Origin of the sequence: uncultured Desulfovibrio sp. (genome assembly GCF_944324525.1) — a bacterium.
In the GTDB taxonomy this organism is placed as follows: Bacteria; Desulfobacterota; Desulfovibrionia; order Desulfovibrionales; family Desulfovibrionaceae; genus Desulfovibrio.
The window spans coordinates 1-25540 of record NZ_CALUWS010000037.1; the positions used below are offsets into that span (position 1 = coordinate 1).

The 25540-nt window shown below is 65.1% G+C and carries 21 protein-coding genes; 15 read left to right on the forward strand and 6 right to left on the reverse strand.

Translation table 11 applies throughout. The features are described from left to right. Nucleotides 1-165 precede the first annotated feature (165 nt). From Q0K12_RS09375 to Q0K12_RS09395, 5 genes are all read right to left on the reverse strand, one after another. Nucleotides 166-3255, reverse strand: a complete 3090-nt coding sequence (locus Q0K12_RS09375) for a virulence factor SrfB (protein WP_297262299.1) — start codon at nt 3253-3255, stop codon at nt 166-168. A gap of 11 nt (nt 3256-3266) precedes the next feature. Continuing rightward, nucleotides 3267-4565 carry a hypothetical protein gene (locus Q0K12_RS09380; RefSeq protein ID WP_297262301.1) on the reverse strand — a complete coding sequence of 433 codons (1299 nt, stop codon included), beginning with the start codon at nt 4563-4565 and terminating at the stop codon, nt 3267-3269. Nucleotides 4566-4568: 3 nt separating this feature from the next. Next, on the reverse strand, nt 4569-5867 hold the full coding sequence (locus Q0K12_RS09385) for a serine protease (RefSeq protein WP_297262303.1): 1299 nt from the start codon (nt 5865-5867) through the stop codon (nt 4569-4571). 84 nt (nt 5868-5951) lie between these two features. Further along, the gene (locus tag Q0K12_RS09390) at nt 5952-7298 is read right to left on the reverse strand and encodes an SrfA family protein (RefSeq protein ID WP_297262305.1); all 1347 of its coding nucleotides are present in this window, start codon (nt 7296-7298) and stop codon (nt 5952-5954) included. Nucleotides 7299-7361: 63 nt separating this feature from the next. Further along, complete coding sequence (locus Q0K12_RS09395; protein WP_297262307.1) at nt 7362-8123, reverse strand: glycine zipper domain-containing protein; 762 nt, start codon at nt 8121-8123, stop codon at nt 7362-7364. Between the two features lie 236 nt (nt 8124-8359). Between Q0K12_RS09395 and Q0K12_RS09400 the strand changes: the two genes are divergently transcribed. The 7 genes from Q0K12_RS09400 to aspA all read left to right on the forward strand — a co-directional run bounded on the left by Q0K12_RS09400 (nt 8360) and on the right by aspA (nt 17372). After that, a complete protein-coding gene (locus tag Q0K12_RS09400; protein WP_297262309.1) occupies nt 8360-9322 on the forward strand; it encodes a TAXI family TRAP transporter solute-binding subunit in 963 nt (320 codons plus the stop codon). A gap of 20 nt (nt 9323-9342) precedes the next feature. Next, nucleotides 9343-9861 (forward strand): DUF1850 domain-containing protein, encoded by a 519-nt coding sequence (locus Q0K12_RS09405; protein ID WP_297262311.1) that lies wholly within the window; start codon nt 9343-9345, stop codon nt 9859-9861. 70 nt (nt 9862-9931) lie between these two features. Then, a complete protein-coding gene (locus Q0K12_RS09410) occupies nt 9932-12043 on the forward strand; it encodes a TRAP transporter permease (RefSeq protein ID WP_297262313.1) in 2112 nt (703 codons plus the stop codon). Between the two features lie 179 nt (nt 12044-12222). Further along, entirely contained in the window at nt 12223-13536 is a 1314-nt protein-coding gene (gene hslU, locus Q0K12_RS09415) for an ATP-dependent protease ATPase subunit HslU (protein ID WP_297262315.1), read from the forward strand. A gap of 605 nt (nt 13537-14141) precedes the next feature. After that, nucleotides 14142-14627 (forward strand): hypothetical protein, encoded by a 486-nt coding sequence (locus Q0K12_RS09420; RefSeq protein ID WP_297262317.1) that lies wholly within the window; start codon nt 14142-14144, stop codon nt 14625-14627. Between the two features lie 521 nt (nt 14628-15148). After that, nucleotides 15149-15622 carry a hypothetical protein gene (locus tag Q0K12_RS09425; RefSeq protein WP_297262318.1) on the forward strand — a complete coding sequence of 158 codons (474 nt, stop codon included), beginning with the start codon at nt 15149-15151 and terminating at the stop codon, nt 15620-15622. Between the two features lie 343 nt (nt 15623-15965). Next, a complete protein-coding gene (aspA, locus tag Q0K12_RS09430) occupies nt 15966-17372 on the forward strand; it encodes an aspartate ammonia-lyase (protein ID WP_297262320.1) in 1407 nt (468 codons plus the stop codon). An 89-nt stretch (nt 17373-17461) separates the two neighbouring features. Here aspA and Q0K12_RS09435 read toward each other — a convergent pair whose 3' ends face one another. After that, nucleotides 17462-18781, reverse strand: a complete 1320-nt coding sequence (locus Q0K12_RS09435; protein WP_297262322.1) for a M23 family metallopeptidase — start codon at nt 18779-18781, stop codon at nt 17462-17464. A 151-nt stretch (nt 18782-18932) separates the two neighbouring features. Here Q0K12_RS09435 and Q0K12_RS09440 point away from each other — a divergent pair, with 151 nt between their 5' ends. The 8 genes from Q0K12_RS09440 to fbp all read left to right on the forward strand — a co-directional run bounded on the left by Q0K12_RS09440 (nt 18933) and on the right by fbp (nt 25417). Beyond that, entirely contained in the window at nt 18933-19616 is a 684-nt protein-coding gene (locus Q0K12_RS09440) for a protein-L-isoaspartate(D-aspartate) O-methyltransferase (protein WP_297262323.1), read from the forward strand. 25 nt (nt 19617-19641) lie between these two features. Continuing rightward, a complete protein-coding gene (locus tag Q0K12_RS09445; RefSeq protein ID WP_297262325.1) occupies nt 19642-20550 on the forward strand; it encodes an Mrp/NBP35 family ATP-binding protein in 909 nt (302 codons plus the stop codon). Between the two features lie 113 nt (nt 20551-20663). Continuing rightward, a complete protein-coding gene (gene pgsA / locus Q0K12_RS09450) occupies nt 20664-21248 on the forward strand; it encodes a CDP-diacylglycerol--glycerol-3-phosphate 3-phosphatidyltransferase (protein WP_297262328.1) in 585 nt (194 codons plus the stop codon). A gap of 7 nt (nt 21249-21255) precedes the next feature. Continuing rightward, nucleotides 21256-21441: a hypothetical protein gene (locus Q0K12_RS09455; RefSeq protein ID WP_297229183.1), complete on the forward strand. Its 186-nt coding sequence runs from the start codon at nt 21256-21258 to the stop codon at nt 21439-21441. Further along, nucleotides 21442-21765: a septum formation initiator family protein gene (locus Q0K12_RS09460; protein ID WP_297262330.1), complete on the forward strand. Its 324-nt coding sequence runs from the start codon at nt 21442-21444 to the stop codon at nt 21763-21765. Continuing rightward, nucleotides 21746-22894, forward strand: a complete 1149-nt coding sequence (locus tag Q0K12_RS09465) for a hypothetical protein (RefSeq protein WP_297262333.1) — start codon at nt 21746-21748, stop codon at nt 22892-22894. Before Q0K12_RS09460 ends, Q0K12_RS09465 begins: the two co-directional genes overlap by 20 nt. An 18-nt stretch (nt 22895-22912) precedes the next feature. Beyond that, complete coding sequence (locus Q0K12_RS09470) at nt 22913-24370, forward strand: hypothetical protein (RefSeq protein WP_297262336.1); 1458 nt, start codon at nt 22913-22915, stop codon at nt 24368-24370. Nucleotides 24371-24406: 36 nt separating this feature from the next. Next, nucleotides 24407-25417, forward strand: a complete 1011-nt coding sequence (gene fbp, locus Q0K12_RS09475; RefSeq protein WP_297262338.1) for a class 1 fructose-bisphosphatase — start codon at nt 24407-24409, stop codon at nt 25415-25417. Nucleotides 25418-25540: the final 123 nt, after the last annotated feature.

Here is a 25540-nt window from a genome sequence, read left to right on the forward strand (position 1 = left end):
AGAGCGCGACCGAAAGGCGGCCGCAGGCCGTGCCCGTTAGGCGACAAAGGAGCCTTACGGGCATCGACAGCAGAGCGAGGGGTTCCCCTTCCCCCCAAACAGGTAACGAATAGTGTCAACAGCCCTTGGGCGAGGGGTTCCCCTTCCCCCCAAACAAACGACCGCTTACGTCGTGACGGTACCGGTATCGAGCCAGTAGCCTTCGTCGAGCTGCAGGGTCTGCAGGCGCACTTCCAGATCCCGCACGTTGACGCTGTCGCCGCGGGCGTTGGTGACGCTGTCGATGGTGAATTCCCCTTCGGTGCGGCGGTCGCGGTCTTCGGGGCGCGGGTCGTCGTCCCACTGGCCTTCCACGGAGAGGCGCAGCTCCACGGTGTAGGGCAGCTTGCCCGCGGCGGCGGCCCGGGCGGCCTCGGTGGCGAAGGTCAGCAGATGGTAACGGGTGGTGGGCCAGCGTTCCACGGCAAGCTGGCGGTAACCGATGGTGAGGGGGCCGTTGAAGGAGACCGCGTGGCTGAGCTCCGTCTCTTCCTTGCTGTTCACGTCCACGGTGAACCAGACCTTGGGCGTGGAGAGCTTGCTGTTGATGTCCAGCTCGCCGATGTAGCGGGCGGTGGAGGTGAGGCGGAGCGCGCCGGAGTCGAAGGAGAAGCCTTCCAGATGCCCTTCGGCCAGCGCGCAGAGGATGGCCCCGACGACCACGGTGGTCTTGGGGTCGGTGATGCGGCCGAGCACGTCGGCGAAGGGATACCAGTTGCCCACATGGTACTGCCGCATGGGCAGGATGCGGTCCGGCGGCACGGGCAGCTTGGAGAGCACCTGCGCCACCACGCCGTTCCAGGCGCTGGGGCGTCCGGTGAGCAGGAGCACGTCGCAGTCATACAGATGCACCAGCTCGCAGAGCGCCGAAAGGGTCGGCCCGAGCGTGGCGCGGATGGTATTGTCCACGGCGGCGGGATTGATGGTGATGGGCACGTCCAGCATGTTGAAATGCTCGATCTGGGGCGCGTGCCGCCGCACCATGCGGGCGACGGCCTCCAGGATGGCCGGTTGCGGGCAGGGAGCGCGCCGTGCGGGCACGAAGCCTGCCGGCTGTTCGTTTTCCTCTCCGGCGGGGGCGGCGGTGTGGAAAAAGTCGCGCAGCGTGCAGGTCCGCACCGTGCCGCCTTCTTCCGTGGACTCGCAGGTGGCCAGCAGGCCCAGGGCCACGGGCACGGCGATCTGCCGCACGAGGCGCATGCGGGTATTGCGGTCCTCCTGAGAGATGCCGATGGCGTCGCGGCCGAAGAGCTGGGCCAGCAGGGCCGCCGGTTCGCTGAGCCCGCGCGCTGTCAGCGCGTCCTTGACCGCCGGGATGACGTGGTTGGCCACCACTTCGCGCAGCACCTCGTCCCCGGCCACATTGAAGCCGTCGCGGAAAGCGGTGTGGGGGACGATGCGGGCGGTCTCGCCTTCGCTGCTGGCCAGTTCGTAGGTGGTGATGGAGAGGTCCGTGGTGCCGCCGCCGATGTCGATGGAGGCCACACGCACGCAGGGGCGGTCGCCGCAGACGGCGCGGGGTCTGCCCAGCAGGCGGAAGAGGTGATGGGCGTCGCCGTGCTGCTTCACGGCCAGTTCGTTGTAGAGGTAGACGAGCTGCGAGCAGCTGGCTTCGTCCCAGTCGCAGCGCACTTGCGGGCTGCGGCGGTAATCATTGGTGGCGGGGGCGTTCTTGAGATTGCCGGGCGTGAACCACGCCGACCAGCCGAGCCCTTCCCAGATGACGCGCACGGCCCAGAGCACCCAGCGCCGGAAGATGCGCTTTTCGGCCACGGGCATGGCGGTGGGCACGGTGAAGATGAGCCGCCGCAGACGGCGCGGCACATTGGGCAGCTCGCGCCGGGAACGGATGGCCGGGGAGTTGATGGTGATGAGGGCCTGGGTGATGATCTCGCCCATCATGAACATCATGAGCGAGGATCGCGTGAAGAGGGACTCGAAAATGGGTTCCGGCTGCTGCTTCTTGAGGGCCGCGCTGCGCTTGAAGAGCGGATCGTCGAAGCAGGCCAGCGGCGTTCCCTGCGGGTTGAGCTGGCGGGCGAAGAGGCCGCGACTGACCATAGGCTCGCTCTTGCCGCCGGTATTGAAGCGCCAGGTCTGTTGCCACGGGCGTTCGTCCCAGAGGTAGCGCTTGGGGCTGGACATGCCGGTGCTGCCCTCGGCGCAGACGGCCTGCGTGGCCAGACGGGCCGCCTCCGGCCCGATGCGTACGGCCGACGGCCAGGCAAAGGCCGGCGTCTGCCGTCCTGAGCGGCGGCTCAGGGCGTCGTTGCCGAAAAGGGCGTCCACGAATTCCACGCGGGTCTCGAAGGGTTCGGCATAGACGTTCTGGGGCTGGTCGAGGTCGCGCAGCTCCAGCAGGTAGCTGTCGTTGAGGTTGGTGGGGCGCTGGGGCAGGGTCTCCACCAATATGCCCGTGGTGCGGGAATTGCCGATGTCGAGGATGAAGTCCACGTCCACCGGCGTGTCGCGGTCGGGGTTGATGACCTGCACGGCCAGATCGGCCAGCGCAAGGCGCACCACTTCCAGCCAGGTGAGGTAGCTGGCAAGGTGCTCCAGCACATAGGGGGAGTCCTCGCGCCACGAGCCGTGGCCCCGGTACTTGCTCTGGCGGTAGTCGCCGTAGATGCCGGACAGCCATTCGTCTATCCAGGCCTCATTGAGGAACCAGGAATTGTCCCGCACATGGTGGGCCAGCAGAAAATGCCCGTGCGCGGCCACATCCTGCGGGGAGAGGGCAAAGTAGCGGTCGCCCTCGGCCGGGCGTTCCTCCACCTGCGTGTCGAAGGCGATGACCACGCGCACCTGATCGGGGCGGCCGCCGTCACGGGTGACGTAGGCGCGCGACCAGTTGGACGGGCCGTATTCGAAGCGGCGGCTGCCGTCGGGCCAGAGCTGATCGAGGGTGCGCAGGAAGGGGACGGGCAGCCAGCGGCCTTCCCATATCTCGAGGCAGCGTTCGGCATTGATATCGTAATCCGGTTCGCAGGGCTGGGCGGTGAGCTGATCGATGAAGCCGCCGTCGCTTTCCGCCAGGCAGCGCAGATAATGCCGGTAGCGGCCAGCCCCGTCGCCGTCGGGTCTCTTCTCTTCCCGAAAATGGCGGCGCAGCTTCCTGAGGGCCTCCACGGGCACGCTCAGATCCAGGAACTGCGGGCAGCCGCCGGGGATGATGCTGACCGGAGAAAGGTAGTGCGGCAGATTTTCCATGGGCATGGGCATATCCTTTACTGTTTTCGGAAACGGGCCGTCCAGCGGGTATCGTCGCGGTCATGTTCCCGTCCCTTGCAGAGGGTGGAACGGCCGGAACCGGTGCAGTCGATGCTGTGGGGGACGAAGCGGGTGCCGTTCGGGCACTCGGCATAGGGAGATTCCATGTGCAGGCGGTTGCCCTGGAAGCGGGCCCTGCCCGGCCCCACGCAGCTTTCCTGACCTTCCACATGTTCGTAGCGCTTGCCGTTGCCGTGCTTGTCGAAGCAGTATTCCACGATGACCGGCTTTCCGGAAGGGACGGCGGTCAGGCCTGTATCGCTGGCCCAGCAGCCTTCCAGAAAGCTCAGATCCTTCTGGCGGGCGGCATCCTTGGGGATCTCCATGCCGTCGCCCTTGCGCGGCGCGGGCTTGGGCTTCGGTTCCGGCTTGGGCTGCGGTTTCGGTTCCGGTTTGGGGGCCGGCTTGGGCGCGGGCTCCTCGTGAGGGGTCTCGCCGAAAAACGGCTCCACAGTGGCCGGGGCAGGCTTGGGGCTGGGCGGATCGCAGAAGGAGGCACGATCCAGCAGTTGCCGGTAGAGCGAATCGAGCTCCGCCTCCTGGAGCGTGCCGCGCTGCTTTTCCTGTTCCAGCAGGCCGGCATCCGGCTGCGGGATGCAGCCGGAGGGCAGGGGCGAGGGCAGCAGGCCGAGCGCGGCGAGCCCGAGCCAGAGCAGGAGGAGAAGCAGCAGCAGGGGCAAGAGCCAGAGGAGACAGCCGGGGCCGCCCGGCATGCCGGCCGCGGCAGCGACGGGAGCCGCGGCGGAAGCGGAAGGGAGGGGAGCGCTGGCCGTCAGGCGGCCGGGGCGGGAAAGATCCTGCGCCTGCGCGCCCTCGCGACCCGGCGCAAAGCCCCAGTTGATGAGGACGGGCTCGCCGTCCACGGACCAGAGGTCGTCCTCTCCCGCATGCAGCACCACAAGGGGCAGCATCTCGCCGGCGATGCCGGCCGTGGCCTCAGGGCCGCCGTGCTGTCCGGCGAGCCCGGCAATGGCGGCGGCGTAGCGGAAGGCCTTTTCCCGCACGGCCTGCGCCTCTTCCGGCGGAAGGGCGCTGACGGGCAGCGGCCTGCCTTCGCGTTCGCTGTACCAGTCGATATGCCGCTGGTTGGCGTCATGCTGGGGTTCGGCCAGCAGGGCGGCGCAGCGCGGCCCCAGGGCGCGGCTGATGATGCTGTGCAACTGCTGGTGGCAGTCCGTGGCGAAGATGCCGCGTACCGCCAGCGCCTGCATGTCGCCGCGCAAGCTGCGGGCAAGGTAGGTCTGGGCCAGGGCCATGCCTTAGCCTCCCGTCGAAGCGGCAGAGCTCTCCTTGGGTGCGGCGGACGCTGCCGGGGAGGGCGTGCTCTCCGCCTTCTTTCCTGCCTTCGCGTCAGCCTTTCCGCCGTCGCCGGACGGCTGAGGCGCGGTCTCCGCGGCGGGTTTGGCCTCAAGATAGGGGATCTTCCATTGCTGGAGGAGGCGGGCCACCGCACTGCTGACCACGGCGATGCTGGACTGCCGGTAGGATTCGCCGTCCAGCTTGATGAAGGTGTTGATGCCCACGACCTGTCCGGCCTGGTTGACCAGCGGGCCGCCGCTGTTGCCCTGCGACACCGTGGCCGAATGCACGATGATGGCGGGGTCGCGCTCCTGCACCACGTTGACCGAACCGTCGGAATAGACCACTTCCGGCACGGACGCGGCATTGCCTTCCAGCAGGGCCTTGAACTTGGGATCATCGCCGGTGACCGCGCCGGGGAAGCCCCAGGCGCTCACCCGTTCGGTGCGCTGCACGCTGAAGCAAAAGCGCAGCGGCGTGATGGGCGCGGCCGCCTCCAGTTCCAGGACGGCGACGTCATGGCCGCCTTCCTCGATGCGGTGCAGGATGCGGGCCGCCAGCACCTTGCCGGTGGCCTTGTTGGTGATGAGGGCCTGTGCGGCGTCGCCCACCACATGGCCGTTGGTGACGATATGCCGCTGCGAGATGAAGAAGCCCGAGCCCATGGAAAGCCCACGTGACTGCTGCGCGAGGACGAGCACGGTTCCCTGTTCCAGCAGGTGGGGCATGGTGTCCGCCTTGGTGGCGGGCGTCACTTCCTGCCGGGGAGGCTGGGAGGGGGGCAGGGGGGCGCGCGGCGTCTGCCCGCCGCCGTCGCCGGAGGTGGCCGGTTCAGCGGGGTCGTTGGGCAGCATGAGCGGCATGCCGGGAACGCCCGCCGGGGGCGGCGGCAGGGTGGGCAGTTTTTCCTTGATGACGCAGGGATCCTGCGCGAGCAGATCCCGCAGCATCTTCAGGTAGGCCTCCAGCGCGTTGTTGCGTTCCCGCACGGCGGCCAGCTCGGCCTGCTGCCGGGCTTCCAGATCCCTGGCGATCTGCCACTGGCGGTAGAAGTGCCAGCCGAGCAGCGCCAGCAGAAGGACAAGGAAAAGGAGGCTCCAGAAAAGCGGGCGGCGGTAAAAGGGCAGGGCGGGCGTCACGGCGGATCCGGCCGTCCGCTGAGCGTCGCCGGCCTCGCTGGCCTGCGGGGGCGTCGCGGCATCCTGCGAGACGGGAGCGCCTTCGGGCTTCTCGTCGGCGGGGGGCGTGGTCTGGCTCATCTGTTTCTCCGGCTGCATGGCAGCATGGACGCAGAGGCGGCCCGGCAGGTTCCCCGAAGGGCGGCCCTGCCGGGCCGTTGCGCATTACTTTCTTTTGAAACGGGCATCCCAGGTGGTGCCGTGGCCTTCCTTGAGCTCCTTGCCGCGGCAGTGGGTGCGATTGTCCGAACCGGTGCATTCCACCTGCTGCGGCACAAAGCGGCTGCCGCGCGGGCAGGCGGCGTAATCGGCCTCAAAATACAGTTTGCCGTTACGGAAACGCGCCTGCGCCGGGCCGCTGCACACCCGCCCGCCCTTTTCGCGGGCAAAGCGCCGTCCGCGGCCGTTCTTGTCGAAGCAGTATTCCGCCACCAGCGGCAGGTTGGAGGGGTGGGAATACAGGCCCGTCTCGCTGACCCAGCAGCCTTCCAGGAAGCTGAGATCCTGCTTTTTGGCCGCATCGTCGGGGATGGTCATGTCCTCGCCCTTGCGCGGTTTGGGCTTGGGCTGTTCCGGCTTGGGTTCAGGTTTGGGCTCGGGCTTCGGCTCCGGTTTGGGGTCGGGCTTGGGCGCGGGCTTCGGCTCCGGCCTGGGCTCTTCCTTCGGCGTCTCGCCGAGGAAGGGCTCGACGATTTCCGGCTCGGGCCGGGGCGTTTCCGGTTTGACGGCAGGCGGCGGGCTCACCGGCGGACGGCATTGATCCGCCCGTTCGCGCAGTTGGCGCAGCAGTTCCTGCAATTCGTTTTCCAGCGGGGCCGTGCGGGCTTTTTCCTTGTCCAGCGCCGCCGTGTCCGGAGCGGGCACGCAGCCGCCGGGCAACGGCGAGGGCAGCAGGCCCAGGGCGGCCGGCAGCAGCCAGAGCAGGAGCAGCAAGAGCAGCAGGGGCAGCAGCCACCAGAGACAGCCGCGACCGCCGCCCACGGGCGGGACCACAGGCGCGGCCGCCGCGACCGCCGGCGTCGGCGCAGGCGCGGGAGCCGAACCGAGCCGCGTGAGGTCCTGCGCCTCGGCCCCGGGGCCGCCCGGCGCGAACCCCCAGTTGATCAGCACCGGCTGTCCGTCCACCGACCAGAGGTCGTCCTCCGTGGCGTGCAGAGGCACGAGGGCCAGCAGCGCGCCGGAAAGGCCATGCTCATGTCCGCTGGTCTCGCGCAGCCGCCGGGCGGTCTCGCTGATGTCCCGGGCAAGCGTGGCGGCCCGCGCCCGCAGGGCCTGCGCTTCGTTTTCCGGCAGGTCGGCGCAGCGCACGGGCCTGCCGGGCAGGTCGGCGTACCAGTCGATGCCCTGTTTCTGGGCGTCATGCTGGGGTTCGGCCAGCAGGGCCGCATGGGCGGGGCTGAGGTGGCGCAGGATGAGGCCGCGCAGCTGCGCGTGGCAGTCCGTGGCGAAAATGCCCTGCACGGCCAGCGCGCGCATTTGTCCGCGGCGGGATGTGGCGATGAGGTTGTTCATGGGCATGTCTGCGGCAAAGGGGAAGGGCGCTCGTCCCGCAAGGGGAGAGCGCCCGACGGCGCATTAGAGCGTGGCGCTGTTATAGCCGTTCTCGTAAGCGACAAGCCGGCTTTCCAGCTCGGCCTGGGTGCGGACGAGATTGTCGCGGGATTCCTTCCACGCGGAGGCCTGCTGGCGCACGGGCGTGGACTGACGGCGCTTGGGCTGGGCGTTGGTGTAGTCTTCGGCCAGCGCCTTCTGGTATTCGGCATCGCGCTCGGCCATGGTCGTCGCCGTGGACTTGAGGATGAAGGCGGTCTCTTCCAGACCCGAGCGGATCTCCTTGTAGCGTTCGTCCAGTTCGATGCGGGTGATGCTGCCGGCCTTGTACTGGGCGATGGCGGTCTTGAATTCCTTGTCGTAGCACTTCATGGCCACGGTGGCGGCGGCGGTGGCTCTGTCCATGGTCCTGGCCTCGCTGCCGAGCTGTTCGGCATAGGCCTGCAAGTACTGGGCGTCGCGCTTTTTGGCCTGCGACTTGCCGTAGGCATGGCCGCCCACTGCCCCCACGGCCCCGCCCGCCACGGCCCCGGCCAGCGCGCCTTCCACCTTGCCGGTGCTCAGGCCGCCGATGAGCGCGCCGAGCAGGGCGCCTCCGGCGGCCCCGGCGGCGGTGCTGGTGCCGACGCTGTTCTCATCCTTGCGCAGCTCCGCGACGGGAGTGTAGCACTGCGGATAGTAGTTGACGGTGGTTTTCTGCTCTCCGTACTGGCTTTTGCAGCCCGTGAGCGTCATGGCGGACAAAAGGACGACACACAGGCACAGGGTGAATGGACGACGCGGCATGCTCCCTCCCGGCGTTTGCTTGCAGCGGTTTCCCGCGGATTTCCCAACGCTTGCAGCATACACGTTCGCACAGGGCTAGGCAAGACGGGCGGGCCGCGGCGCAGGCCGCTTCCCCCAGAGGGAGGCGGCGAACATGCGTTGCGCTTCCTCTTTTTATGAGGTATGATAATCTTTACGGCGGCGTGCCGGACGGTACGCCCTTTCGTCATTTTGCGCACGTTCTGGAGGTTGTGCCCATGAAACGCGTGATGAGTCTTTTTCTGGCCTGCGGCCTTCTGCTGTCGGCCTCGCTTGCCTTTGCCGGTCCCAAGCATCTGACGCTTGCCACAGGGGGCACGTCCGGCGTGTATTTCCCCCTGGGCGGGGCCATCGCCCAGGTCATCAGCACCAACAGTGACGGCAAGTTCTCCGTCACCGCGCAGGCCACGGGCGCTTCCGGCGAGAACATGCGCCTCGTGCAGGCCCACGAAGTGGACTTCGCTCTTGTGCAGAACGACGTGGCCGATGCGGCCTTCAAGGGCACCGAGCCCTTCCGTCCCGACAACAAGATGACCGACGTGGTGGCCATCGGCCGTCTCTATCCCGAATACCTGCATGTGGTCGCCAGCAAGGACAGCAACGTCAAGACGCTGGAAGACTTCAAGGGCAAGAAGGTGTCCGTGGGCGCGCGCGGCAGCGGCAATGAAGTGAACTGCCGCCAGATCTTCAAGTACTTCGGGCTGGACTACAAGAACATCGAGCCCATCTTCCTGCCCTACGGCGAGACCGCCGACCAGTTCAAGGACCGCCAGCTCGACGGTTTCGTGTTCACCATCGGCACGCCCAACCCCGCCATTCAGGACATCACCACCGCGCAGGAAGTCGCCTTCGTGCCGCTGGAAGGCAAGAAGGTGGACGAGCTTGTGAACACCTTCCCCTTCCTTGTGAAGGACGCCATCCCCGCCGGCACCTACAAGGGGCAGGACAAGCCCGTGCCCACCCTGTCCGTGCAGTGCATCCTCGTGGTCAACAAGAACATGTCCGAAGAGGACGTGTACGCCATGACCAAGGCGCTCTATGACAACCTCGGCGATGTGTCCAAGGCCCACAACAAGGGTTCGGAGATCAGCGTGGAGCGTGCCGCCGAAGGCATCACCATCCCCTTCCATCCCGGCGCGGCCAAGTACTTCGCCGAAAAGGGCGTGAAGCTGCCCCAGTAGGCCGGACGGGAGACTGACCCATGTTGCGCGGACGGAACGGTTTTCTGCTTGCGGCACTGGCGCTGTGCATCCTGACCGCCGCGTCCTTTTGCGCGGCCGCGGAGACGGAGGGGCAGCCCTCCGTCCTGCGGCTGCGCGTGACGGATGCCGCCGGGAGGACGCGCATCCTGCTGCCGTTCGGCAACGGCAACGTTTTCGGCATCCGCTATATCCATTCCGTGGCGCGGACGCCGGTGACGGACTGGTTCGCCGTCAGCGACGGCTGCCTGTATCTGGAAAAGACCGAATATCAGGATTTCGGGGCCGGGCTGCCGCATATGCCGGAAGGCGGGCAGCGCATGAGTACGGGCAACGGGATGGTGGTCATCAGCGGCTTCCACCGTGCCCTGCCGCGCTTCGACCTGCGCGTGGGGCGCATCGCCCGGCATACCCTGCTGCTGCCCGCCGCGGGCGGCGGCTGGCATGAACTGCCGCTGGACAGGGTGGCCCCGCCGGGGTCGGCCCTGACCTTTCATATTGAAGGCGATCCCCAAGCCTGATACATTACCCCGCCGCGTGCGGGGTTTGGATTGCCGCGGAACGTTTTTTCGAGTGAGCTGAGGTGAACAGATGAGTCATGAAGAACGGATGCGGATCATTGACAAGGAGGGGTCCGGCGGCTTTGCCCTGGAACAGGAACGCCATGAGGATGTGGACCATGTGGCCGTGGCGCGCAGTCAGGAGACCATGGACGTTTCCGAGATCGTGGCCAAGTACGACAAGGAATCGGTCTACCGCACCTTCAAGGGCTGGATGGATATCCTCATTCGTCTGCTCTGCATCGCCTTTTCGGCCTTCCACCTTTACACGGCGGCCATGGGGGCCTTCCCGCCGCAGATCCAGCGCGCCGTGCATCTGGGCTTCGTGCTGACGCTGGTGTATCTGCTCTATCCGGCCCGGGCCGACAAGATCACCAAGCTGGCCTGGTACGACGTCATCCTGGCCATCGCGGGGGCGACCGTCTGCGGCTACATCGTCTGGAATTACGACATCATCGTCCTGGACGCCGGCCCGGCTACGGATATGGACTTCTATTTCGGCTGCGCGGCCATCGTGCTGGTGCTGGAGGCGACGCGGCGCATCGTGGGCCTGCCCATCACCCTGGTGGCGGTGGTCTTCCTGCTCTACGCCAAGTTCGGCAACCTCATCCCCGGCATGCTGGGGCATCGCGGCTTCAGCGTGCAGCGCATCGTCTCCCAGATGTACCTGACCACCGAAGGCCTGTTCGGCACGCCGCTGGGCGTGTCCGCCTCCTTCGTCTTCCTCTTCATCCTCTTCGGGGCCTTTTTGCACAGCACGGGCCTGGGCAAGTTCTTCATCGACCTCGCCCTGGCCGCCGCCGGACGCTATGTGGGCGGCCCGGCCAAGGTGGCCGTGCTGGCCAGCGGCTTTTTCGGCACCATCTCCGGCTCCTCGGTGGCCAATACCGTGTCCACCGGCACCTTCACCATCCCGCTCATGAAGAGCGTGGGCTATCGCGGTTCCTTCGCGGGCGCGGTGGAAGCCGCCTCGTCCACCGGCGGCCAGATCATGCCGCCCATCATGGGGGCGGCGGCCTTCATCATGGCCCAGTTCCTCGGCATCGGCTATGTGGAGATCGCCAAGGCGGCCCTCATCCCGGCGCTGCTCTACTACCTGGCCGTGGGCCTCATGGTGCATATGGAGGCCAAGCGCATGGGCCTCAAGGGCATCCCCAAGGAACGTCTGCCCAAGGTCTGGATCGTGCTGCGGCAGGGCGGCTATCTGCTGGTGCCCATCTTCGTTCTCATCTACCTGCTGGTCGAGGGCTATACGCCGCTCAAGTCCGCTTACTACTGCATCCTGGCCACGGTCATCATCTCCTGGCTCGCCAATAACTGGAAGGCCGTGGCCGGCGCGCGCTATGCCGGGCAGAGCGTGGGCGCCGCCCTTACGGAGACCAACACCATGACCGTGCGCGACGTGCTGACGGCCATGGAGAACGGCGGCCGCCTCGCCCTCGGCGTGGCCGCGGCCTGCGCCTGCACCGGTTTCGTCATCGGCGTGGTGACCCTGACCGGTCTGGGCCTCAAGCTCGCTCAGGCCATCCTCGTGGTGTCCGGCGACAGCTTCGCCCTGACCCTCGTGCTGACCATGCTGGCCTCCATCGTGCTGGGCATGGGCCTGCCCACCACGGCCAAGTACATCGTGCTGGCCACCATCGCGGCCCCGGCCATCATGCACTTCGGCGTGCCCGCGCTGGCGGCGCACCTCTTCATCATGTACTTCGGCATCCTCGCCGACCTGACGCCGCCCGTGGCGCTGGCCGCCTACGCCGCGGCGGGCATCGCCCGGGCCGAGCCCAACGTCACGGGCTTCATGGCCGTCAAGCTGGCGCTGGCGGGCTTCCTCATCCCGTACATCTTCTGCTACAATCCCGGCCTGCTCATGATCGACGCCACGGGCGTTCAGGTGGCGGGCTATGTGGCCACGGCCGTGCTGGGCATCGTGTCCCTTTCCTTTGCCAGCGTGGGCTTCTGGCTGCGCAACCTCTTCATCTGGGAGCGCCTGCTGCTGCTGGCCGGGGCCATCACCCTCATCACGCCCGGTCTCATCACCGACGCCATCGGCATCGGACTCATGGTGGTGGTCTACATCCTCCAGAAGGTACGCCCCAACGGTCCGACGTCCGCCACGGCGGAAGAGCAGGCCGGTACGGCATAACGATCAAGGGGGCTCCGGCCCCCTTTTTTTGTGCCCGACGCCGGATGCCGCCCCGCACGGTCATTGCAAGATGCCGCCGGAGCGTCTATGCTGGCCTGACCCGTCATTCGCGGTCCGACCCGACAGGGAGCCGCCGTGCAGGACGGCAAAAACCTTGCATCCGACGTACTGGAGAACTCATGAGCGCACTGACTCCGCGGGAAATCGTGGCGGAACTGGACAAATATGTGGTGGGACAGGAACAGGCCAAGCGCATGGTGGCCGTGGCCGTGCGCAACCGCTGGCGGCGGCAGCACCTGCCCGCCGAGCTGCGGGACGAGATCGCTCCCAAGAACATTATCATGATGGGGCCCACCGGCGTGGGCAAGACCGAGATCGCCCGCCGTCTGGCCAAGCTGAGCGGCGCGCCTTTCATCAAGGTGGAAGCCACGAAGTTCACGGAAGTGGGCTATGTGGGCCGGGACGTGGAGTCCATGGTGCGCGACCTCATGGAGATCGGCATCAACCTCGTCCGTGAGGAGGAGAACGCCCGCGTGCGCCTCTCGGCCGAAGCCGCGGCCGAGTCCCGTCTCATGGATCTGCTCTTGCCCAGTTCCTTCGGCGTGGAGGAACGGCAGTCCACGCGTGAGAAGCTGCTCCAGCAGTTCCGCCTCGGCTTCATGGATGACCGGGAAGTGGAGATGGACGTGGTGGAGCAGGGCGGCGCGGGCATCGACATCTTCGCCATCCCGGGCATGGAACAGATGGGCAGCCAGGTGCGGGACATGTTCGGCAAGGCCTTCCCGCCCAAGCACCGCCGCCGCAAGATGAAGGTGCGCGAGGCCTTCAACGTCCTCGTGCAGGAAGAGTCCGGCAAGCTGGTGGATCAGGAAGCGCTGGCCGACCGCGCCCGCGAGCGCGTGGAGCAGATGGGCATCATCTTCATCGACGAGATCGACAAGATCGCCAGCACCAGCGCCAACCGCACGTCCGACATTTCCCGCGAGGGCGTGCAGCGCGACCTGCTGCCCATTGTGGAAGGGAGCTCCGTCAACACCAAGTACGGCATGGTGCGGACGGACCATATCCTCTTCATCGCCGCCGGGGCCTTTCACTTCAGCAAACCCTCGGACATGATCCCCGAACTCCAGGGCCGCTTCCCCCTGCGCGTGGAACTCCAGCCGCTGGGCAAGGAGGAATTCCTGCGCATCCTCAAGGAGCCGGACAACGCCCTCACCCGGCAGTATGAGGCCCTGCTCGGCACCGAACAGGTCAAACTGAGCTTTTCCGACGACGGGCTGGAAGAGATCGCCGCCTTTGCCGAGACCATCAACGGCCGTACTGAAAACATCGGGGCCCGCCGCCTTTACACCATCATGGAAAAGATCCTGGCCGAGATATCCTTCGATGCGCCGGACATGCGCGGCGCGCAGATCATGGTCAACCGCGACTATGTGCGCGACCATCTGGAAGATGTGCGCGAGGACCAGGACCTCAGTCAGTATATCCTTTAGACAGAGCCGCAGACGCTCTCCGTCGATACCCGTGACGCCTGCGGCGTTACGGGTATCGGTCCATCTGGGGGGGAAGGGGATCCCCTCGCTCTGCTGTCGATGCCCGTAAGGCTTCTGCGTCGCCTAACGGGCACGGCCTGCGGCCGCCTTTCGGTCGCGCTCTGCTGTCGATGCCCGTAAGGCTCCTTTGTCGCCTAACGGGCACGGCCTGCGGCCGCCTTTCGGTCGTCCCCTTCCTCCCAAGCCCCCCACCCCCTCCCCAGCGCGCTTTTGTTCAGGAGGATGGGGGCAGACCCGACGCACGAGTCAGCCCCTGTTCGCCGGTCCCCCGACGGCGTGAGGAAGGGAAGAGGAGTGCGACACATGGGCCGTCCCGCCGCCAGTCTCCTTCTCCCTGCCGCCCCCATACCTTCACGGGCCAGGGGGAAAAATGCCTCGTTTCGCTCTTCCATGAGAAAATATTGACTCTTTTTTCGGTAAGGGGCAGGCTACGCAAGCACTTTCCCCGGCATTTCGACCGGAACGGCCGCCAGTGTGGCCCGTGACCGGCAGTTCGCATAACGCCCTGTCTACGGGGAAGGACAGGAAATTCCAGGAGTATGGAAATGAAAAAGTTTCTTGCCGTCTGCGGCAGCAGCCTGCTGACCGTGCTGCTGTTGGCTGTCGCCGTGTGCGCTCAGGAAGTGAAGACCGATTACTTTACCCTCGACCTGCCGGCCGACTGGAAAATGCCGGGCAAGGTGCAGAAACTGCCCAACGGCAATACCGTGGCCGTCGTCCAGAGCAAAAAGGACGGGACCGCGGTGAGCATCGCCGCCATGCCGTCCACCGCACCCATCAAGGACATCGCCACGCAGACCGTGGACAACATGAAGGCCGCCGGCTTCAAGTTCTCCGAAATGAAACAGGTCGGCGAGTCCTATGTGGTGGAATTCACCAAGAACGGCGCCAATGGCGTCCACTACTTCACCTCCAACGGCAAGCAGGCCAGCGTAGTCAGCATCATCGGCAAGACCCTCGACACCGGCAAGGAACTGCTGCAAAAGCAGCTCAAGCCGGCTGATGCCAAGCTGTTCCCGGCTTCTTATTAGGGCCTGTCAACACTATCCGTTTCCTGTTTGGGGGAAGGGGAGCCCCTCGCTCTGCTGTCGATGCCCGTAGCTTCCTTCGTCGCAACGGGCACAACCCGCCGGGCCGCCTTTCGGTCGCTCGCTGCTGTCGATGTTCGCAAGGCTCCCCCTTCCCCCCAGTCCCCCAACCCCTCCCCAGCGCGCTTTTGTTCAGGAGGGTGGGAGGCAGACGCGATACGCAATCCCGCCCCAGCCCGCCGGTCCCCCGACGGCATGAGAAGGGAAAGAGGAGGGCGACACATGGGCCATCCCGCCGCCTGCCTCCTTCACCCTGCCGCCCCATACCTGCGTGGGCCAGGGGGAAAAATGCCTCGTTTAGTCTTTCTATCAGAAAATATTGACTCTTTTTCGGTAAGGGGCAGGCTGCGCAGCACTTTTCCCGGCATTTCGACCGGAACGGCCGCCAGTTCTGGCCGGGATCCGTAGTCCGCATAACGCCCTGTCCACGGGGAAGGACAGGAAACATCAGGACCGGTGTGGGAATGAAAAAATTTCTTGCCGTCTGCGGCAGCAGCCTGTTGACCATACTGCTGCTGGCCGTCGCTGTCTGCGCTCAGGAAGTGAAGACCAACTACTTTACGCCCGACCTGCCCGCTGACTGGATGTCCTCCAAAGTCAAGCCCAGAAGTGGGCATTTTGCCTTCATCAACATAAAGGACAATACCAGCGTGAGCATCACCATCGGGCCGGCCACCGTGCCCATCAAGGACATGGTGACAAAGGCCGTGAACTGGTGGAAGAAGCTCGGCATGGACAATGTCGCCGAGAAGCAGGTCGGGGAGTCCTGTGTGGTGGAATTCGCCAAGGGTGAACTCAGGAGCGTTCAGTACGTTACCTCCAATAGCGAGGAGGTCAGCATGGTCACCATCAGCGGCAAGACCTTCGATGCCGGCAAGGAATTTCTGCAAAAGCACTTCAAGCCGGTCGATCCCAAGCTGTTCCCGGCGTCTTATTAGAGCATTTTCCGTTCGAAACACTTCGCGTTTCCAACCATACGGTTTGGCGGTTTGCCTTTTTCAAAGGCAAAACGCCATTAAAGCGCGCCGGGGTGGGGTTGGGGGGCGTGGGGGGAAGGGGAGGCCCGCCCGCGCGAGGCGGGGGCCCCTCCGTGCACCCACAGAAAAACGACTGCCGCATGCCACCCCATCACCACGCGCCCGAGCCTCCCCTTCCTCCCACAGAAAAACGAGCCTCTTTCATCATGCGGCACGTTGCCTTGCGGCGGCGGTGCGGGTAGATTGCGGGCAGGGGGGCAGCCGCCTTCCCGTCATTTCAGCCACGCATCGATAAGGACCGAGCATGAGCGAGACACGCAAGGAACACGATTTTCTCGGGGAGCTGGATATCCCCGCCGACATCTATTACGGCATCCAGACGTATCGGGCCGTGGAGAACTTCAAGATCTCCGGCATCAGCATCTCCATCCTCAGCAAGTTCATCCAGGGGCTGGCCTGCGTGAAGAAGGCGGCGGCGCTGGCCAACTGTGAGCTGGGCGTCCTTTCGCAGGAGAAATGCGACGCCATTTGCAAGGCCTGTGACGAGGTGGTGGCCGGCAAGTTCGACGATCAGTTCCCGGTGGACGTCTTCCAGGGCGGGGCGGGGACGTCGTGCAACATGAACGCCAATGAGGTCATCGCCAATCGGGCGCTGGAGATCATGGGGCACAAGAAGGGCGAGTACCAGTACTGCCACCCCAACAATGACGTGAACTGCTCGCAGTCCACCAACGACGCCTATCCCACGGCCATACGCATAGCGCTGTACGCCAAGCTGACCCAGCTCATCGGCGATATGGACTATCTGCGGCAGGCGCTGGCCGACAAGGCGGAGGAGTTCCGCGACGTCATCAAGATGGGCCGCACGCAGTTGCAGGATGCCGTGCCCATGACGCTGGGCATGGAGTTCGCCGCCTATGCCGAGACCATCCATGAGGACATGGTGCGCGTGGGCGAGGCCCGCAACCTCATTGCCGAGATCAATTTGGGGGCCACGGCCATCGGAACGGGCATCAACAGCCCGGAGGGGTATGCCGCTCTGGTCACGCGCAAGCTGCGCGAAGTGTCCGGCGTGCCGGTGGAGATGGCGGGCAATATGGTGGAGGCGACGTTCGATACCGGCGCCTATGTGCAGCTTTCCGGGGTGCTCAAACGCTGCGCCACCAAGATCTCCAAGATCTGCAACGACTTGCGCCTGCTGTCCTCCGGCCCGCGCTGCGGCCTCAACGAGATCAACCTGCCGCCGCGCCAGCCGGGATCGTCCATCATGCCCGGCAAGGTCAATCCGGTCATGCCCGAGGTCATGAACCAGATCTGCTTCGACATCATCGGTAAGGACGTGACCATCACGCTGGCGGCCGAGGCCGGACAGCTCGAACTCAACGTCATGGAACCGGTCATCGCCTATTCCCTCTTTTCCGGCATGAAGCGGCTGGGGGCGGGCTGCCGCAGCCTTGTGGACTATTGCATCCGCGGCATCACGGCCAACCGGGAACGTTGCCGGGACATGGTATACCATTCCATCGGCATCGTGACGGCGCTCAATCCCTATCTGGGCTATGAGACCTCGGCCTCCATCGCCCGCGAGGCGCTGGAGAGCGGGCGCTCCCTCTTTGACATCGTGCGGGAGCGCGGTCTGATGACCCGGGAACAGCTCGACGATCTGCTGGCGCCGGAGCATATGCTGCATCCGGGCAAGTGGAAGAAGTAGGCCGCAGCCTCTTGCCAGTCCGTGTCAGTCCGTAAAAAAAGGGGGGAGCCATTTGGATGGCTCCCCCCCTTTGTGCTGCCGTCGGGCCGTTACTGCGCGCTGCTGAGCCGGCCCGTGATGTTGTCGCGTATCCATTTGGCATCCAGCCATTCCAGCGGCGTGACTTCCACCCCGCCCACCAGGATGCCGAAGTGGAGGTGATCGCCGAAGGCCAGGCCGGTGCTGCCGGTCTTGCCGATGATGTCGCCCTTTTTGACCACGGTCCCCTTGCTCACGCTGATCTCGCTGCAATGCGAGTAGAGGGACATGAGGCCCATGCCGTGGTCGATGACGATGAGGTTGCCGTAAATGCCCATGTCGCCCACGAAGATGACGCGTCCGTTATTGGCCGCGGGGATGTCGGCATTACGCACCGAGGCAAGATCAAAGCCCAGGTGATAGGATTCGCCCACCTGCTTGCCCTGATAGCTGAAGAAGCGGTGGTCGGCAAAGCCCGCGCGCGGCGCGGAGCGGGGCAGACGGGCAAAGGTGCCGTCCCAGAGCTGCCCGGCCACGGTATCCCGGCTGAGTTCGCGCAGGGCTTCCACATTGGCGGCGCGCACGTTGTTGTTGATGGTGAGATAGCAGTTCAGCGGGGAGGAGGCCTGCGGCGCGAGGTGCCCCAGCTTGTTCTGCACGCTCATGAGGAAATCGTCACTGATGTTGATGCTGTCGCTCTTGAACTTGCGTTCCAGGGCCATGACGGTCAGACGGTTGCGGGTGGTGTTGCCCGCGAGGTCGGTGGCCGTGATCTCGACGGCGTTCTTGTACTGCACGGCGGTCATGGTGTAGGGGAAGGGGAAATAGCAGAGGTAGCTGCCGTCCTTCTGGCGGTAGCCGGGCACGAAGTAGCCCGACACCAGCACGCCGCTGGCCACGACATCCTCGTCGATGGTGTACTTGATGACCGTGGAGCCCCCGCGCCGCACGTAGGGGGGCAGGGTCTTCACGGAGATGCGCGGCGGCTGGGTATCCAGACGCATGGAGCGCAGTTCGGTGCGGGTATTCCCCTGCCCGAAACCGGCCAGCGAGGCGTCCGTAGCCTTGATCTCCAGCTCGAAGGCGCCTTCGCGCAGACCGGCATCCTTGAAGGGCACTTCCACCGTGCGCTCGGGCAGGTACTGGTCAAAGTGCTTGCTGAAGATGGTGTTGACCACGTTGTTTTTGCGAATGCCCACACTGAGTGAACGGATGCCCGAAGGGTCGTTCATGGTGATGGTCAGGACGCTCGACGGGGATATGCGGTCCGTTTCCGGGCTGACGGTGACGGCCGGCCCGTCCAGATCCTTGAAGAAAACGTAGGCGGCGGCTCCCAGAGCCCCGATGACCAGCAGCATCAGGATCGAGGAGAAAAACCCTTTTTTGCGCATGATGGACTCCTTGTCTGCAAGATTTTCAGCCTTGCATACTTCGCCGAATTTTTCAAGAATGGAGCTGCTGCCGCGAGGTGCTCCGGCATGGCGGGGACTGCCCGCCGGGGCACGTTGACTTGCGTGGAAAAATCTGTTTTGTGTCGGTGTCATGCAGTATTCAGGTCCTCCATCTTCCGGTTTGTCGCGCCCTGTGCGCGTGGATCCCAAGCGCCAGCGCGCCCGTATGGTGCGCGAGCTGGAGGCGTGCGGCATCCGGGATGCGGCGGTGCTGGCGGCCATGAACGCCGTGCCCCGGCATCTCTTCGTGCAGGAGGCGCTGCGCGCTCATGCCTATGAGGATACGGCCCTGCCCATAGGCTACGGGCAGACCATTTCCCAGCCGTCCACCGTGGCCCGGATGACCATGCTGCTGGAGACCTTTCCCGGTTGCCGCGTGCTGGAAGTGGGGACGGGTTCCGGCTATCAGACGGCGGTGCTGGCGGCCCTGGGGTGCATGGTCATCACCATCGAATGCGTGCGCGAGCTGCACCAGCATACCCGCCGGCTTTTCCAGTCCCTGGCGCTGCGCGACGTGCACAGCCTGTTCGGGGACGGCACGCTGGGCCTGCCGGACGCCGCCCCGTATGACCGCATCATCGTCACGGCGGGCGGGCCGGTCGTCCCGCAGCCTCTGCTGCAACAGCTTGACGACGGCGGCATCCTGCTTATTCCTGTAGGGACAAAACCCCGCAACCAGCGTCTGTTGCGTCTGGAGCGCCGCGGGGCCATCATCGAAAAAACGGATCTCGGCCCGGCCACCTTCGTGGATCTGGTAGGCGATCACGGCTGGTAGATCCGCCTCAGCAAGGAGCAAGGCTATGGCTTCCTGTTCTTCCTGTTCCTCCGCCTCGTCCTGCGCCTCGGCAGGGCATCCGGGGGGCGAGGGCTGCATCGAAAACGCCATGAACAAACAGGACGAAACGATCGCCCGGCGTCTGGAGCGCATCCGGCACAAGATCTTCGTCATGAGCGGCAAGGGCGGCGTGGGCAAGAGCTCGGTCACCGTCAACGTGGCGGCCGCGCTGGCCCATCGCGGCTTCAAGGTGGGCATCATGGACGTGGACATCCACGGCCCCAGCGTGCCCAATCTGCTGGGCCTGCCGTCCGGCATCGACATGAACGAGGACAATGCCCTCGTGCCCTCCCGCTACAACGGCAATCTTTCCGTCATTTCCATGGACTCGCTCCTGCAGGACCGCAATACGGCCATCCTCTGGCGCGGCCCCAAGAAGACGGCGGCCATCCGGCAGTTCCTCTCCGATGTGGCCTGGGGCGATCTTGACTTTCTGTTCATCGACTCGCCGCCCGGCACCGGCGACGAGCACATGACCGTGCTCAAGCTCATCCCCGACGCGCTGTGCGTGGCCGTGACCACCCCGCAGGAGATTTCCCTTGCCGACGTGCGCAAGGCCATCAACTTCCTGCACCATGCCGAAGGCAAGCTGCTCGGCGTGGTGGAGAACATGAGCGGTCTGGTCTGCCCGCACTGCCATACGGAGATCGACCTGTTCAAGAAGGGCGGCGGCAAGGAGCTGGCCACGCGTTACGGCGTCCCCTTCCTTGGGGAGATCCCGTTGGATCCCGTCACCGTGGTGTCGGCGGACAGGGGGGTGCCGGTGGTCTTCCTGGATCAGGAGAGCGCCGCCAAGGAGGCCTTCCTGAAGGTGGCCGACGCCGTCGCCGAGGCGGCGGAAGCCGGCAGGGCGGCCATCCCGCCCGCGGAATAGCGTACACGCCGGAGGGGCTGCGGCCCCTCCGGGAACAGCAGCGTATTTCCGCTTTTATCTTGCCGGAAAATATGCTAAGTCCGAATGATTCCTTTCGGAGCCGACGACTGCCCATGAACCTGGCCAACAAGATAACGCTGCTGCGCATCCTGATGGTGCCGCTGATTATTGTCCTTTTGTATTTTGAAGGGCCGGTGTTCTGTTTTCTGGCCGCCTGCGCCTTCGGCTTCGCCTCGCTGACGGACTGGGTGGACGGCTATATCGCCCGCCGGCAGAACATGGTCACGAGCATGGGGAAATTCCTTGATCCGCTGGCTGACAAGGTGCTCGTCTGTTCGGTGCTCATCATGTTCGTCCATCTGCACTGGGTTCCGGCCTGGGTGGTCATCGTCATGGTATGCCGCGAACTGATCGTGACCGGCCTGCGAGCCATCGCCATGGACGAGGGCATAGTGCTGGCGGCCGACAAGTTCGGCAAGGCCAAGACGGTGCTACAGATATGCGCCATCATCCCCCTGACCCTGCATTATCCCTACTGGGGGTATGAGCTGTGGCGGCTGGGGGAATGGCTGCTCTATCTTGCCATGCTCATGGCCATCTTTTCCTGTATCAATTACTGTGTGGGCTTCTATGGAAAGCAGCGCAAGCAAACTTCAGCTGCGGCTGAAGAACTGCATACAGACGATCCTCGAGCTTGAGCCGCAAATGCAGGACAGCGGTCTTGAGCAGGTCTTTGCCCGTGAGCTGGAAGCTCTGCGGGCTTTTCTGGCGCAGGTGGACGGCATGGCGCTGGTCGAGGCGGACGTCTGCCGTCTGGAAACGGCGACGGCGGTCTTTTTGTCCGAATTGCGCCCCAGCATGGGAGCCGGCGGGCGCAGGGTGTTGCAGTAGATGGTCGCGCGGGTCGCCATTCTCGTCTCGCTCTGGGCCATCAATCTGGTTTTGTTTTTTCATATGGTCTGGGGCGAAGGCGGTATCCTGGTCTATCGCGATCTCAAGCGTACTTACGCTTCGCTGGAGCAGGAAATCGCTCGCATCGACGGGGAAAACCTCGCCCTGAGCCGGGAAATTCGTCTTTTGCAGACAGACAAGCAGTACGTGGAAAAAATGATCCGCGAGCGTCTGCACTATGTCCGGGAAAACGAGTTGCTGTATCTCTTCTCGTCCGATAAGGACGCCGCAAACGGGACGGCTGATGATGACGGAAAAAATTGAATGGTACAAGGAAGTTCTGGAACTGGAACCCAATTCCAAGGTATTTCTGCCCCTGGCCCATCTCTATGCCTCGCGCAATGAGATCGACGAGGCCGTAGCCGCGCTGGAGCACGGGCTGAGCCGCCATCCCGAACACATGGAGGCCCGCCTCTTCCTCATCGAGCTGCTGTACAAGGCCGGCCGTCAGGAGGACTGCACCGTCCATGTGCGGGAGATGAGCCGCCTGTTCTCCTCCTATGCGCATTTCTGGCAGGCCTGGGCCGTGTGCCTGCGCACCGCCGGGGAGTCGCCGGAAATGTCGGCCGCCCTGCGCCTGATGGCGGTCAATTTCCTCTACGGTCCCATTTCGGTGACCACGCTCATGGAAAAGGGGCTGGATGCCGTGCTCGGCGAACTGACGCCGGCCGCCGGCAAAGTGGCGGAAAAGGTGCTGGCCGCCTCGGCCCCGGTCGAGACCGCGACGCAGGCTCCGGCCGCCGAAGTTCCGGCCGACGAAGCGCTGACAGGTGACGCCCCCGCCGCTGAGGCCCTTGCCCCCGAAGCGGAAACGGCCGCTCCCGAAGCGGATATGGCCGCGCCCGTCGCGCATCCCTTCGCCGCCGAACCCGCGGCGGAAGAGGAGAACGACGACGATGTGCTGCCCGCCGACATGCCGCTGCCACGTGATGCCGAGCTGGACATGCCGGTCAGCTTTGCCGGCGAAGAGGACGAAGCGGACGCCGAAGAGGGCGACGCGCTCGCGGAAACGTCTTCCGTGGCGTCCGCCGATGCCCTGACGCCTGCCGCGCCGCGCGTGGTGGTGGCCCCCGCCGCCCAGGCCGACGGCAGCACGGAAGAGAGCGAAGAGGGCTTTTCGCTGCGCACGCGTTCCATGGCCGAAGTGCTGGCCGAGCAGGGCGATCTGCGGGGCGCTCTCGACATCTATCAGGAGCTGGAAAACGCGGCCGCCACTTCCGAGGAGCGCGCCGACCTGCGCCAGCGCATCGCCACGCTGAGCGCCCGCCTCTCCGGCCAGCCCGTGCTGGAGGCCGCTACGGATCAGCCTCTTGAAGCCGTGCCCGGCAAGGAAAAGCTCATCAACGTGCTCGAAGCGCTGGCCGAGCGCGTCGAAGCCCGGGCGCAGAACTGATTCAGGGGAGAGACGCGCGTGAAGAAAACGAGCTTTCTGTGCGGCACGGTGCTGGCAGGCAGTCTGGCTCTGTGCGCCTGCAGTTCCTATCAGCCCACCAAGAACGCCTGGAAGACCACCAAGGATCTCTGGTATTCGTATATCAGCGTGCCGGCCAAGGTGGATTACAGCGAAAAAGGCGACCTTTCGCCGCGGGCCATGGCGCTGTCCACCTGCATGATGGGCATCGATGTGGAGCTTTCCCGCTTCGAGCGGACCATGATGAACGCCGACAGGGCTCCCACGCGGGAATGGCTGGACAAGCTCTTTGCCGACTACCCGTGGGTGAGCGGCTTTGCCGGCATCAAGTATGACGGCACGCTGCTCGGGCATGAGCCCGGCCCCAGCCTGAAAAACCTCGATTTCATCCCGCTGCTCTATGAGGACAAAAAGCAGAACAGCCGTGCGCTGCGCGGCTACGTCCAGCAGAGCCCGCTGGGCCCCGAGGTGATGTTGGCCGCGCCGCTCTATGACGGCGTGGATTTCCTCGGCGTGGTGGTGGCCCACTTCGACATGCGGGCGCTCTCCAAGTTCTCCAGCAGTCCCGAAGATCTTGTCATCCTTTCGCCCACGGCGCTGCTCTGGCCGGGCAAGTACGACTTTGCCGCCACGCCGCTGGCCGGCGTGGATTGGGATACCGCCGCCCGCAAGAGCACCAGCGGCACCTGCACCAACGATCGCGGCAGCTTCTACTACCAGGTTCGCTACCTCGGCAACCTGCCGCTCATCTTTGCCGTGGTCGAGTCCGGCAGCTTCCCCGAAGGTAACGGAGACGTCAATCAAGGGACGCCTTTCTTCCCGCAGATCACCGAAAAGCTGCCGCCTCCGCCGCAGCCCGAACGCAAGAAGAAGGACGAAGACACCACGTCCGCCACGCCGCAGTTCGGCGTGTCCGAGGATACGCTCGATCCGTTGAGCGCCGCGGACGCCGAGATCCGGGCCACGCAGCAGCCGCACGACATCCAGCCCGGCAGCGAGCAGTCCGTGCTCGAGCCCGGCCAGCCCGCGCCCCAGCGCAAGTCCCGCGTGCAGGAGCGTCAGCTCGAGGGCGAGAACGTGCAGGTGCGCCGTCCGCAACGCCGCCGCCTGCAGATCCCCGATGAAGCGCTGGAGATCCCGGATACGCCCAAGCCGGAGCCGCGTCCGACCATCCAGATGCCCAGCCCCTTCGGGCCGCGGGCAAGCCGTCCGGCTGATGAAACGGCTGACGCCGCCGCTCCCGCCGAAACCCCGACTGAAGGCACGCAGGATGCCGCCGCGCCCGCACAGGCCGGTGGAGCCGAAAAGGCCGCGCCTGCGGAAAAGCCCGCCCCGGCGGAAAAGCCCGCTGAGGTTCAGGAAAAGGCGACAGAGGGGCAGCCCGCCGCATCCGAGGAACCGTCCAAGCCCGCAACGCTGCCGGGGGGACGGCCCAGTCCCTTCGGACCGCGCAACTGATGCCGCACGCATCCGGCACGATGAGGAAACATGAGCATGAATACTGAAGTCACGGTTACCGAACACCTGCTCCTGCATCAAAAAAAGTCGCCGCATGCCACGGGTCAGTTCACCGGGCTGCTGTATGATCTCATCCTCTCGGGCAAGTCCATCGCCTTCCGCATCAACAAGGCGGGGCTGCTGGATGTGCTCGGCGGCACCGGGGAGATCAACGTGCAGGGCGAAAACGTCCAGAAGCTGGACGACATCGCCAACCGCATCATGATGTACCGCATGGAGCGTTGCGGTGCGCTGTGCGCCATGTCCAGCGAGGAAGAGCCGGACCTCATCCGCGTGCGGCCCGAGTTCCCGCGCGGGGACTATATCCTGATCTTCGACCCTCTGGACGGATCCTCCAACATCGACGTCAACGTCAACGTGGGCACTATCTTCTCCATCCTGCGTCGCCCTGAAGGCAACAGCGGTGAAGTGACGCTGGAAGAGGTCCTCCAGCCCGGCTGGAAGCAGGTCGCCGCAGGCTATGTGCTCTACGGCCCGTCCACCATGCTCGTGCTGAGCACCGGGCAGGGCGTGCACGGCTTCACCCTCGACCCCGGCGTGGGCGAGTTCCTGCTTTCGCATCCTGACATGACCATCCCCGAACAGGGGTATATCTACTCCGTCAACGAAGGGAACCGCCAGAACTGGGACGAGGCCACGCGCGAAGCGGTGGAATGGTTCCATACCGCGCCGGCATCCAACGGCAAGAACTACTCCGCCCGCTACGTCGGTTCGCTGGTGGCGGACTTCCACCGCACGCTCATCTACGGCGGCATCTACATGTACCCGCCGGACAAGGCCAAACCCAACGGCAAGCTCCGCCTTATGTGCGAAGCCAATCCGCTGGCCTTCCTGGCCGAACAGGCGCGCGGCAAAGCCTCGGACGGCTACGGCCGCATCCTCGACCGGCAGCCCGACAAACTCCACGCCCGCACGCCGCTCTTCATCGGCTCCGCGCGGGATGTGGAAGCCGTGGAGGCCATTTACGCCAAATATCCGCGTCCTTAGGGCCTGTTAACACTATTTGTTGCCTGTTGGGGGGAAGGGAAACCCCTCCGCCGGCGCGGGAGCGGGTTGCTCTGCTGTCGATGCCCGTAAGGCTCCTTTGTCGCCTAACGGGCACGGCCCTCC